The organism is Pantoea sp. JZ2 (genome assembly GCF_035191405.1).
Lineage (GTDB): Bacteria > Pseudomonadota > Gammaproteobacteria > Enterobacterales > Enterobacteriaceae > Pantoea > Pantoea stewartii.
Genome location: NZ_CP045247.1, coordinates 2,813,306 through 2,825,297, shown reverse-complemented (window position 1 = coordinate 2,825,297; position 11,992 = coordinate 2,813,306). Strand labels below are relative to the sequence as shown.

13 protein-coding genes are annotated in these 11,992 nt (G+C 55.6%); 7 read left to right on the top strand and 6 right to left on the bottom strand.

The window, feature by feature from the left end; genetic code table 11:
* Positions 1–20 precede the first annotated feature (20 nt).
* From prfA to kdsA, 5 genes are read left to right on the top strand one after another with little or no spacing between them, the layout of a single operon-like run.
* Positions 21–1,103, top strand: a complete 1,083-nt coding sequence (prfA, locus tag GC087_RS13495; protein ID WP_006118903.1) for a peptide chain release factor 1 — start codon at positions 21–23, stop codon at positions 1,101–1,103.
* A complete protein-coding gene (gene prmC / locus GC087_RS13490; RefSeq protein WP_006118904.1) occupies positions 1,103–1,945 on the top strand; it encodes a peptide chain release factor N(5)-glutamine methyltransferase in 843 nt (280 codons plus the stop codon). The genes prfA and prmC overlap by 1 nt, the downstream gene beginning before the upstream one ends.
* A gap of 30 nt (positions 1,946–1,975) precedes the next feature.
* Positions 1,976–2,374: a SirB2 family protein gene (locus tag GC087_RS13485; protein WP_039340706.1), complete on the top strand. Its 399-nt coding sequence runs from the start codon at positions 1,976–1,978 to the stop codon at positions 2,372–2,374.
* Positions 2,371–3,180 carry an invasion regulator SirB1 gene (gene sirB1 / locus GC087_RS13480; protein ID WP_033741062.1) on the top strand — a complete coding sequence of 270 codons (810 nt, stop codon included), beginning with the start codon at positions 2,371–2,373 and terminating at the stop codon, positions 3,178–3,180. The genes GC087_RS13485 and sirB1 overlap by 4 nt, the downstream gene beginning before the upstream one ends.
* Before the next feature lie 25 nt (positions 3,181–3,205).
* Positions 3,206–4,060, top strand: coding sequence for a 3-deoxy-8-phosphooctulonate synthase (gene kdsA, locus GC087_RS13475; RefSeq protein WP_324028500.1), 855 nt, complete (start codon positions 3,206–3,208; stop codon positions 4,058–4,060).
* A 63-nt stretch (positions 4,061–4,123) separates the two neighbouring features.
* Here the strand turns inward: kdsA and chaA are convergent, their stop codons facing one another.
* On the bottom strand, positions 4,124–5,215 hold the full coding sequence (gene chaA, locus GC087_RS13470) for a sodium-potassium/proton antiporter ChaA (protein ID WP_006118908.1): 1,092 nt from the start codon (positions 5,213–5,215) through the stop codon (positions 4,124–4,126).
* A gap of 364 nt (positions 5,216–5,579) precedes the next feature.
* Here chaA and chaB point away from each other — a divergent pair, with 364 nt between their 5' ends.
* Together chaB and GC087_RS13460 are read left to right on the top strand one after the other, a co-directional pair.
* Positions 5,580–5,810, top strand: coding sequence for a putative cation transport regulator ChaB (chaB, locus tag GC087_RS13465; protein WP_006118909.1), 231 nt, complete (start codon positions 5,580–5,582; stop codon positions 5,808–5,810).
* A 427-nt stretch (positions 5,811–6,237) separates the two neighbouring features.
* Complete coding sequence (locus GC087_RS13460; protein WP_324030631.1) at positions 6,238–6,912, top strand: gamma-glutamylcyclotransferase; 675 nt, start codon at positions 6,238–6,240, stop codon at positions 6,910–6,912.
* A gap of 29 nt (positions 6,913–6,941) precedes the next feature.
* Here GC087_RS13460 and GC087_RS13455 read toward each other — a convergent pair whose 3' ends face one another.
* Genes GC087_RS13455 through tagF form a run of 5 tightly spaced genes read right to left on the bottom strand, consistent with a single transcriptional unit; the run spans position 6,942 to position 11,981 of the window.
* On the bottom strand, positions 6,942–8,348 hold the full coding sequence (locus GC087_RS13455) for a serine/threonine protein kinase (RefSeq protein ID WP_185199527.1): 1,407 nt from the start codon (positions 8,346–8,348) through the stop codon (positions 6,942–6,944).
* 44 nt (positions 8,349–8,392) lie between these two features.
* Positions 8,393–9,334 (bottom strand): hypothetical protein, encoded by a 942-nt coding sequence (locus GC087_RS13450; RefSeq protein WP_185199526.1) that lies wholly within the window; start codon positions 9,332–9,334, stop codon positions 8,393–8,395.
* A gap of 10 nt (positions 9,335–9,344) precedes the next feature.
* Entirely contained in the window at positions 9,345–10,124 is a 780-nt protein-coding gene (locus GC087_RS13445) for a PP2C family protein-serine/threonine phosphatase (protein ID WP_324028499.1), read from the bottom strand.
* The gene (gene tagH, locus GC087_RS13440; RefSeq protein ID WP_039340694.1) at positions 10,121–11,248 is read right to left on the bottom strand and encodes a type VI secretion system-associated FHA domain protein TagH; all 1,128 of its coding nucleotides are present in this window, start codon (positions 11,246–11,248) and stop codon (positions 10,121–10,123) included. The genes GC087_RS13445 and tagH overlap by 4 nt, the downstream gene beginning before the upstream one ends.
* A gap of 34 nt (positions 11,249–11,282) precedes the next feature.
* Positions 11,283–11,981: a type VI secretion system-associated protein TagF gene (tagF, locus tag GC087_RS13435; protein WP_006118915.1), complete on the bottom strand. Its 699-nt coding sequence runs from the start codon at positions 11,979–11,981 to the stop codon at positions 11,283–11,285.
* Positions 11,982–11,992 lie beyond the last annotated feature (11 nt).

The window sequence follows — 11,992 nt, the reverse complement described above, 5'->3', positions numbered from 1 at the left end:
TACGGGAATCCCACAGTTAAATGAAAACCTCTATTGTTGCGAAACTGGAAGCGCTGCAGGAGCGCCACGAAGAAGTGGAAGCGATGCTGGGCGATGCAGGCGTCATTGCCGATCAGGAACGCTTTCGTGCTTTGTCGCGTGAATATGCTCAGTTGACCGATGTCACGCGCTGCTTCCGCGACTGGCAGCAGAACCAGGATGATATCGAGACGGCTAAAATGTTACTCGACGATCCTGAAATGCGCGATATGGCGCAGGAAGAGCTGCAGGCGGCGCGTGAGAAAACCGACGCGCTGGAGCAACAGTTGCAGTTGTTACTGCTGCCGAAAGATCCGGACGATGAGCGCGACTGTTTTGTCGAAGTCCGTGCCGGTACCGGCGGCGACGAAGCGGCCATTTTTGCGGGTGACCTGTTCCGTATGTATAGCCGTTACGCCGAGTCACGTCGCTGGCGGGTGGAAATCGTCAGCGCTAACGACGGTGAGCACGGTGGCTATAAAGAGGTGATTGCCCGTATTATGGGTGACGGTGCCTATGGCCGACTGAAATTTGAATCCGGCGGCCATCGCGTACAACGCGTACCTGAGACGGAATCCCAGGGCCGTATTCATACCTCTGCCTGTACGGTGGCGGTGATGCCTGAACTGCCGGAAGCGGAGCTGCCCGAGATCAATCCGTCAGATTTAAAAATCGATACTTTCCGCTCCTCCGGTGCCGGTGGGCAGCACGTTAACACCACCGACTCCGCGATCCGTATTACCCACTTGCCGACCGGTATTGTGGTGGAATGTCAGGATGAACGCTCTCAGCACAAGAACAAGGCAAAAGCCTTATCGGTGTTGGGCGCGCGTATCCATGCGGCCGAAATGGCAAAACGTCACGAAGCTGAAGCCAGCACCCGCCGTAACCTGCTGGGCAGCGGTGACCGTTCCGATCGTATCCGCACCTATAACTTCCCGCAGGGCCGTGTGACCGACCATCGCATCAACCTGACGCTTTATCGTCTGGATGAAACCATGGAAGGTAAACTGGACAGCCTGATCGAACCCATCGTTCAGGAATACCAGGCTGACCAACTGGCGGCGCTGGCCGGTCAGGATTAATGGATATTCGCCACTGGCTCAAACAGGCGGTTGCCACGCTGTGTGGGGGCGACAGCCCGAAGCGTGATGCGGAAATCCTGCTGGGTTATGTCACAGGCAAACCCCGCAGCTGGCTGGTGGCTTTTGATGAAACCCTGCTCAGTGACGCGCAGTTACAACAGTTGACGGCGTTGCTGGCACGGCGCGCCCGGGGAGAACCGATCGCCCATTTAGTTGGCGAGCGCGAATTCTGGTCGCTCCCGCTGAGGGTTAGCGACGCCACACTTATCCCGCGGCCGGATACCGAGATCCTGGTTGAACAGGCGCTGGCCCGATTGCCTGCCGCACCTGCGCGCGTGCTGGATCTCGGCACGGGCACCGGCGCCATTGCCCTGGCGATTGCCAGCGAACGGCCCGATTGCACCGTAATCGGCGTTGATCGTGTCCCTGCTGCCGTTGCGCTGGCGCAGGATAACGCTGCGCATCTGGCGATAGCTAACGCGACGTTTGTGCACAGCCACTGGTTTGCACAGCTCACCCCGACCCGATTTGATCTTATCGTGAGTAATCCGCCTTACATTGATGCCAGCGATCACCATCTGGAGGAGGGCGATGTGCGTTTTGAACCGCGCAGCGCACTGGTGGCAGATGAGGCGGGCATGGCCGATCTCCGGTGGCTGATCGCACAGTCACCCGCCTGGTTACAGCCGGGTGGCTGGCTGCTACTGGAACATGGCTGGCAGCAGGATGAGGCGGTGCGTCAACTGATGTGCCAGCACCACTATCAGGCGGTGGACACGGTGAAGGATTACGGTGGCAATCCCCGGGTCACATTTGGGCAGACCGCGCCGATACCGGTATAGTGCCGCAACGTAAAATCACAGGGATGAATGATGTTTACTTATTACCCACTGCTAAAAAACCTGCATCTGCTGACCGTGGCGATCACGGTTTCGCTGTTTCTGCTGCGCTTCTACTGGCAGCGCGTTGGCGCAGCCATACTGCAACGCCGCTGGGTCCGTATTCTTCCACATGTCAACGACACGTTGCTGCTGCTGAGCGGCGCAGCGCTGGTAATGCTGACCCACTTCTATCCGTTTTCACCTCAGGGAAGCTGGCTGACGGAGAAGCTGTTAGGCGTTATTATCTATATTGCCCTTGGGTCCGTGGCGCTGAGCCGCCGCCCTCGTTCTGATCGCACCCGCTGGATGGCCTTTGTGGTCGCCTTAATCGCGCTGGTGACGATCATTAAGCTGGCACTGAGTAAAATGCCGTTATTGGGGATAGTATGAGCTCCACCGAACAACTCGATTACAGTGAAACACCGCTCTGTGAGGCGGTGATGGGTGCAACCAAAGCCATTCGCACCGATTTTCCGACCCTGTCGGTCGAACAACAGTTAGCGGCGTTAGTGGCTGAAGCCCGGGATTACGTCAGCGACCAACAGGATGCGGATTTAAAGCTCGAAAAGCTGCTGGAGCTGTTTTACAAGCAGTGGAAATTTGGCGGTGCCAGCGGCGTGTATAATCTGTCTGATGCACTCTGGCTGGATAAAGTGCTGAAAACCCGTCAGGGAACCGCCGTGTCACTGGGCGTGATTCTGCTGCATATTGCGGCGGAACTGGAACTGCCCCTGATGCCGGTGATTTTCCCGACGCAGTTGATTCTGCGCGCCGACTGGCTGGATGGCGACAAATGGCTGATTAATCCCTTCAACGGGGAAACCCTGGATACGCATACGCTCGAAGTATGGCTGAAAGGCAATATCAGCCCGCTGGCGCGTCTGTATGATGACGATCTCGATGAAGCCAAAACCGTCAGCGTAATGCGCAAAATGCTGGATACGCTGAAAGCGGCGCTGATGGAAGAGAAGCAGATGGAGCTGGCCCTGAACGTCAGCCAGGTGTTGTTGCGCATTGACCCGGACGATCCCTATGAAATTCGCGATCGGGGATTAATCTATGCACAGCTTGAGTGCGATCATATCGCGTTAACGGACTTAACCTACTTCGTTGAACAGTGTCCTGAGGATCCGGTCAGCGAAATGATTAAAGTCCAGATTCACGCAATCGAACAAAAACGCGTGACGCTGCATTAAGCGTCACCCCAGATAAGGAAAGGGCATGACACAGAAAGTTGTCAGTATTGGTGACATCAGGGTCGCAAACGATCTGCCATTTGTTCTCTTTGGCGGCATGAACGTGCTGGAATCCTACGACCTCGCGATGCGCATCTGCGAGCACTATGTAAACGTGACCGACAAACTCGGCATTCCTTACGTTTTCAAAGCGTCTTTTGACAAAGCCAACCGCTCCTCCATCCACTCTTACCGTGGCCCCGGCCTGGAAGAGGGCATGAAGATTTTCCAGGCGCTGAAGCAGGCCTTTGGCGTGAAAATCATCACCGATGTGCACGAAGCGGCGCAGGCTCAGCCTGTGGCGGATGTTGTTGACGTGATTCAGCTGCCGGCCTTCCTGGCGCGTCAGACCGACCTGGTTGAGGCGATGGCGAAAACGGGCGCGGTGATTAACGTCAAGAAGCCCCAGTTTGTCAGCCCCGGCCAGATGGGCAACATCGTGGACAAGTTTGCCGAAGGCGGAAACGACAAGGTTATTCTTTGCGACCGCGGCAGTAACTTTGGCTACGACAACCTGGTAGTGGATATGCTGGGTTTCAACGTCATGAAGAAGGTGACGAATAATTCGCCGGTAATTTTCGACGTGACGCACGCGCTGCAAACCCGCGATCCGTTCGATGCCGCCTCAGGCGGACGCCGTGCTCAGGTGGCCGAACTGGCGCGTGCCGGTATGGCGGTGGGCATTGCGGGCCTGTTTATTGAAGCCCATCCGGAGCCGGACAACGCCAAATGCGACGGTCCGTCGGCGTTACCGCTGGATAAACTGGAACCGTTCCTGGTGCAGATGAAGGCGATTGACGATCTGGTGAAAAGCTTCCCGGAACTGGACACCAGCAAATAAGCCGCAGTGCAGACGAAAAAAGAGCGAATTCTCGCTCTTTTTTTTCGTCTCAGTTTTGTGAGATTACAGCATGATGGTCATCAGATAGCCGACAAATAAGGCCAGGTGCGCGGCACCATTCAGCACATTCGTTCTGCCGGTTGAGAAGCTAATCTGACACAGGATCAGAGAGGCAATCATAATAACCATCTGCGGCGGTTCCAGGCCGAATATCAATTCCTGGCCTGTCAGCGTCGCAATAATAGAGACCGCCGGTACGGTCAGCGAAATCGTGGCCAGCACTGAGCCAAAGAACAGGTTCATCGCGCGCTGTACCTGGTTCATCAGGACGGCCCGGATGGCACCCAGACCTTCTGGTGAGAGGATCAGTAACGCCACCAGGAAACCGGTGAACTGCTTCGGTGCGTTGAGGTCGGTCAGCAGATGCTCCAGCGGGTTAGCATTCATCTTGGTGACGGCAATCACCGCAATCAGATGCACGATCAGCCAGATGGCGTGCCAGAGGCTACTGTGCGCAGAGGGTTTACCGTGGTGGGGATCGCCATCATCACTGTCATCTTCATGCTCATAGACAAACAGGCTCTGGTGCGTTTTGGTCTGAATCAACAGGAAAACGCCATACATCGCGGCAGAAATAGCGGCAATCAGTAAACTTTGCGCAGCGGTGAAATTTCCGCCCGGCAAGGCATTCGGAAACACCAGCACCAGGATGGCTAACGGAAAAATAGCGATCAGGTATTGCTTTACCCCGGCCAGATTCACGTATTGCGTCGCAAACTTTCTGCCGCCCAGCAGTAAGGCAAAGCCCACCAGCCCGCCGGTCACGATCATAATGATCGAGTAGAGCGTATCGCGCATCAGCGCAGGTGCCGCATCGCCGGTGGCCATCAGTGCCGAAATCAGGCTGACTTCCAGAATCACGACAGACAGGCTGAGGATCAGGGAACCATAGGGTTCGCCCAGGCGGTGAGCCAGCACATCCGCATGACGCACCACGCTGAACGCGCTGCTGAGAATAGCAACCAGCGCCAGTAAATTAATGCCGACGACGAGCGGGAGTGAGGTTTGTGCACCAAAAAAATAGAGTACACCCAGGGCAATAAGGGGAAGTATCAGTGAAAACTCTTTGTGACGTGTTTTTTCATGTAAAGGCATTCACTCTCCTCGCTGCTGAATAAAAGGGCAATTCATTTACCCACCCTGACAGGGAAATATATAAGTCAGGCAGTGTAACTTTTCAATCGAACAGCAGGTGAAAATTTACCGCTTTTTACTTTCACACACATTCAGCCTGAAAAGGGGTTTATAAAAATTTATTCCCGCTTTTGTCAGATAAATCAGTCATCAAGTAAATCCTCTTTCGCGATAATCTTCCGCATTATTGCAAAATACATCCCAATAAGGTGATCGTTAATGCCGGAACAGAGAAATAACAAGCGGTGAGGCGCAGAAACCACAGTTTGCATTTTGGCTTATCTGCGCCAGACTTATAAACCATCATGTTAGAGGAGGATAAACGATGCCTTATGCTAAGCGAAGCGACCTGCCAGAAAGCGTTAAGCACGTCCTGCCAGCGCATGCCCAGGATATCTATCAGCAGGCCTTTAACAATGCCTGGTCACAATATAAGGATCCCGATGACCGACGAGGCAATGAATCACGCGAGGAAGTGGCCCATAAAGTGGCCTGGTCAGCGGTGAAACATGACTATGAAAAAGGGGATGACGATAAATGGCATCCCAAAAAATAGTGTGTTGCGTTGTGGGCCTGAACAGCAGGCCCGTTTATATGTCCCGTCCCGCCAGCATCATGTCCGTTCTCACGCGCATTTCTTCCCTCTGATCGCCCACGTTTCAGGCTTCTTGTCGCGCCCACGTTACGCATGTTTACTTCACGTTGCGCGAGCAGGGGTTATCCTGAACGCCAGGATGCCGTGAAGAAACTCATCAGCCCTTACCGTTTTACGCGCTGTAAAACACTTTTTTTGGGTGTTATAGCTGCCGCTTTTAATAGTTAAATAAAGGCTATTTTTTAGCGGATATTCCCACTCTTACTTGAAACTGATTTTGTTAATAATTAATGTCAGTTTAATGAATACAGCGTAAATTTGTGAATGTTCACGCAACAGAACCGAGGAGTGTCTTACACAGGACGTGGTGAAAGTCGAGGAGGTCGCATTGCTTACCCGGGAATTTTTATTAAAAGCGGATTGTAAAACATCATTTGGTGATATTGAGGAGACATTACTGTGGAGTTGTGAACAGCGCGCGGCGTCGCTGGCGGCAACCCTGGCATGTCGGCCCGATCACAGCCCGGTATGGATCTTCGGCTACGGTTCTCTGATGTGGAACCCGGTATTTGAAGCCGATGAAGTGGCATCGGCCTCGCTGCACGGCTGGCACCGTGCCTTTTGCTTGCGCCTCACAGCCGGGCGCGGCACGGCTTCCCATCCGGGGCGCATGCTGGCGCTGAAAGAGGGTGGCATTACGCAGGGACTGGCATTTCGCCTGCCGGAACCACGGCTGCACGACGAACTGGCATTACTGTGGAAGCGTGAAATGATCACCGGCTGCTATTTGCCGACCTGGTGTGAGTTGGTGCTGGACGATCAACGCCGCGTGAAGGCGCTGGTTTTTATTATGGATCCGCGTCATCCGCTTTATGAACCGGATACCTGTCCTCAGGCGGTTGCGCCCCTGATCGCAGCGGCCAGTGGACCGTTAGGCTCGAACGCCCAGTACCTGTTTTCGCTGGAAGAAGAACTGACTAAGCGCGGGATGCAGGAGGACGATTTGATCCGCCTGGCGCACCAGGTGCGTGAACTGCAGCAGCACTGGCCAAGACAGGCGTAATCCGCGCCCGCCAGGCCAGCAGCATCCGGTCACTGGGTTGGGTTAATCAGCCAGGTGCCCGGTCTGTCAATTACCACGGACTGACTGCGCGTCGTATTCCCGGCATGCACATCAATGCGGTACTGGCCTGCCGCCAGGTTCAGCACGGCAAAACCGTTGCTGCTGGCGTGCAAGGCCACGGGCTGACCGTTCAGGACCACCTGTTCATCACCGGCCAGTTTCAGGTAAACCATCGCCAGGCCCGTGGGCACCGTGCCGGTCGCTGGTGCAGCACTGCGTTTCGCCACCTGTGGCACCGAAGCGGTTTGCGAGTTTTCAACCCACACCACCGCGCCGACGGCAATAACGGCAACGGCGGCCAGCGCCAGAAGCCCCGGTGACGGACGACGCACCGTGCGTCCGGTCAGCGGTTCCGCCATCGTCGCCCCGTGATTCATCGCCAGGACCACCGGTGGGACCGTGTCGGCCGCGGCTGCGTCCAGTTGGTTTTGCGCGTCATTGCGCTGTTGCAGACTGTTAACGACCGCCTCCACATCGCTGACCGGTAAGGCAATGAGGGCAGCAAACACGTCGATGCTCTGCGGACGATCGTGCGGTTTCATCAATAGCGCACAGTCAATGGCATGCAGCAGCGGCAGCGAATAGCCTGAAGGCTTACGCACCACCAGCGGTTGATAGTTGTCTTCAATGCAGCGCACCACGCTGACCGGCGGCGGGGAGCCGGTAATCAGCGTGTGCAGTACCGCGCCCAGCGCATAGATATCTGTCCACGGGCCTTGTTCACCTTCGCCTTCTTCGCTGTACTGCTCAATGGGGGCAAAACCCGGTTTCAGCATGATTTCGGTTTCATCAGAGAGATTGCCTATCTCTTTGCGGGCAGAGCCAAAGTCGAGCAGCACCGGCAGTTGATTTTCCTGAATCTGAATATTATCCAGCGAAATATCACGGTGCAGATAGCCAGCCTGATGAATGGTATTGATAGCCCCCAGCAAGGGCGGCAGTAAGCGGCGAATCCAGTCTTCGGTGATAGACTCATGGCTGGTTAACTGCCACTCTTTCAAGGTCATGCCGTTGTAGTAAAGTGTGCCCATATAGGCGGTGCCGTTTTGTTCCCAGAAGCGCAGGACATGCAACAGGCCCGGATGATTGAAGCGTGCCAGCAGTCGGGCTTCCTGAATAAAGCTGTTCAGACCGGCATTAAACAGCTTCTGAAAACGTTCACCGCGCAGCTCCAGCGACATATCCGCCGTCCTGACCGCCAGCGAAACAGGCATGTATTCTTTAATGGCAATGGTGCGTTCAAGTTGATGGTCCCATGCGCGATAGACAATGCCGAAACCGCCGCCGCCAATCACTTCTTTGATTTCGAACTCGTTAAAGCGATATCCGTCAGGCAAGGCATTCGGTACTGCTTTCTGATTGTCATTAGCCGACATAGTGGACTCTCTGAACTGGGCCTGCTTGCCAGGCAACGCGATAATTAATGGATGTTACGCCAGGCACCTGCGCCGGGATCAACCTGATCCGCGCGCAAGGTGTCCACAAGTAACACATTCACTTTCTGTTGTGACGGTAAACTGCCTGCCCACCGGCTTCGCACCATGTCGAGCCGTGCAGACAGGGCGCTGGCATTCTGCTGCGCAGTGGCTTTATCCGCTCTGACCAGAAGGGTGCCCTCAAACCGCCACAGATGTTGCGTATCGTCGAAAGGCAGCACCAGCCAGCTGTCAGGCGCATCAGCACGGGTCACAATCATGCGCTGTTTATTGACGCTAACGATTTGCAGGGCGTTACCGGCAATGGCCAGACTGGCGATCGGGTAACCCTGGTAAAACGTGACGGCAAGCGTCTGCGGTTGGCCGTGTCCACTGACGGTAATATCACTGTTGCCTTCGAGCCAGCCTTCCGACGAGCAGCGCAACCGACCGCCTTGCGGGACAAAGATCGACAATCCGTTTTCGTCCCATGCGGTGCGAAAGCGGCAGCCATCAGGTAACGCAAAATGCTGTAACGGGGTGCTGTCTGCTGGCCGCGACGCGACAACCGGAACGTTACTGCTTGTGGCGGCATCAGCGTTCACAATCAGACGCCAGTTCTGCAATTTACTGGCGCTGCCGGAAGCCAGCACGCTGCCCTGGCTGTTGGTCATTTGCCAGGGCAGAACGTCCAGTTCATTGCACTGATTCGCTAACAGTGTCCCGACGCGCGGCAGGAACGATTTAAGGATCTCTGCATTCTGGCTCTTACCCGAGACAATACGCAGTGGCAGTGTCTCCTGGCACCAGTCGTCGGGCGTTTTGCCTTCAACGTTGTCGATATACACTTCCAGTTCGAGGCTGGGTGAGTACACCACGCGATAATTTTCTGCCTGCGCAGTAAAGGCCATCAACAAGGTAGCCAGAGCGGGCAACCACACTTTCATAGCGTTTCTTTCATCCATCACGAGAGGGCAGAAAACGGGTTGAGTCAGCCAGCGAATAAAGCAGCGTGGCCTCCTGCGGTTCGCCGATCCACACGGCCAGCGCACTCAGATTATCTTTCTTTACTTCACGGCTCACGGCATGTTCCATCAACGTCAGCCACTCTTCACAGGCATTCACCATGCGCAAGGTCTGCTCCATTTCCCGGGTGGTCAGATTGAGCCAAAACCCGTCGCTACAGACTAAAAACGCATCGCCGTCTTCCAGCAGTATTTCGTCAGAAAAGCTCACAGGATGGGCAGGTTCTGTGCCGAGCGCATTATAAAGTAAATTACTGTTAATTCCGGTATTTTCATAGCCTGCCTCGCTCAGTTTTTGCACAAGGCTGTGGTCGCGGGTGACCGCATTGAGCACGCCATGCCGAAAGTGGTAAACCCGGCTGTCGCCCGCGTGCACCCACCATGCGCGCTGTCGGGGGCGGTCGATAAACAGGCCCGCCAGCGTGGTGCACATCGTGGCAAAATTCGGATTATTACCCTGTGCGATTTCAAGCACAGAGCGGCACGTTTCTATCGCCTGCTGTGTGAAGGCGAGGGTAAGGTGCGGACAGGTGTGCAACTGAGTCAGCAGGCTGTCGCATACCAGTTGTGCCGCCTGTTCCCCACCGGGCAGTCCCGCTACGCCGTCGCATACCACGAAGCTGGCCTGATGGGCATTCAGTACCACACCGGTGCGATCTGCATGTTCATCACGCTGACCTTGCTGACTTCGCTGGGCAAACGCGATATTCATGCATCATCCGTACGCGTCTGGGAATCTTTGTACTGATTCACCTCCATGTCGTAAGCATGAAGGAAAGCTTCACCAAACAGCGTATGGAAATCGTCTTCGATTTCACCCGCAGTGCGCTGATAGCGGCGAGTGAAATAGTCCCACAGTGCGGCTTTTTGATAAGGCGTAAACGGGACTTTTGACACGGCACCGTCTGACTTCGCCTGCTCCTCCAGCCCCTGCGGATTAAACGACTGCAACATGGCGGCGATGATGGCGCGGATCCCGGCGATCATGCCCAACTGATGTGCCTGCAGATCCACCAGCGCATCCCGTACCGCCTGTTCAGGCTGCATAAAGCCCGGCATCTGGCTCTGGTACATCTGCATCAATACGGTTTTGCCCGAGGGCAGAATCTTGAACGGGTTATTTGCTTCGTTCAGGATCATCGTCATTTCCGCTTTGACGCCCCGTTTAAGGATAGAGCGCGACGACAGCAATGCCACCGTGCCCTGCGAAAACAGACTTAACATGCGGCCAGTGGTCCGCATCTGTTCTTCGTTAATCACCGTATTGTGGCCGTTGCTTAGTCCCATACCGTCAAGCAGCGCCGCGACCAGGTTATCGTGATCGTGTGCGGCGGGCGAGGGCGCATATCGGGACTCACCGGCCTGGGGATCGATGGCCAGCCTGGCATCGCCCCGGTGGTCGTGGCGTCTGGCGACAGGTTCCTGAGCGACCTCTTCGACTTCAGTAAATTCGGGGATATCCAGCGGATTCGTCTGCGGGCCCGCATGGCTAAAAAACGCCAACGGATCGCTGTTGATGCCCTGTACCGCAGGGTCACGTACGTCGATGGCATAGTCGCCGATGCGCAGAGCATCCCCGTGTTTCAGGCTCACCTGCATTCCCCGGCTGAGCGGCACACCGTTGTGTTCGACCGGTGTCACGCTGCCCTGATTAGTCAGGCGGCACTCTCCGTTACAGGACAGGTGCACCAGCGCCTGCAGACGAGAAATAGAACGGGCTTCATCCGGTAACACCAAATCGTTATCCTGACTGCGGCCGATCGTGCCGCCCGGCGGATGAAACGTGACGGTTTTCACCGGCACATCAGACGTGCATTGAACGATGGTAAATTGCATGAGCTATCCCGTTATGAAGGACAAAGGCAACGTCTCACTCGAACATCGGTGGATAGAGGCCGTTGCGTCCCGGCTGTGCACCTGCTGCCGGATTAAACAGTAATGAGAACAGTTCTGCCGTGAGGGTACCGCTATGCTTGTGTGTCGCATGTACGAAACCGTCACTGCGGTTGCTCCACCAGTAACTTATGTGTTGCTGCGGGTCGAAATGTTCGGCGACGTCCTGCCAGCTCAGTGTGCAGGGCAAATCCGCGAAACCGATTACATCCATAATATCTGACGGCTGCTGGACCGGGACCATCAGCGGAGCCAGGGCCTGGATGTGCTGATCGAGCTGGTCCGGGCTCAGACCGTGAGTCACGGCATTCAGCAGCGTGGCCCCCAAATCCTGATACCAGTCCCCCGAGATCGTTAACTGTGCCGGATGCCACTGACTGAGCGGAAAGCTCAGCAAGGCCAGCAGCGGCCAGGCGCGCCCCACACGATCGCATGACGGTAACAGGCAGCCCATCTGTACCTGCTGACGCGTTGGCGTGATCGGTAACACAAAATTCCACACCGGCGCGCGCAGAAAATCGGCGCTCACGGCCGCGTCCTGCTGATGCCAGTGAATGAGGCCCTGCTGAAACCAGTGATTCCACGGCGTGATGACCTGTTCAGTGAGCCGATGATGTATAAAGTCCCCTGTTGAGGGCAGTTTGCCAAACCAGCCAGGGGCCAGAGATACAGACATGTTCACCTCGC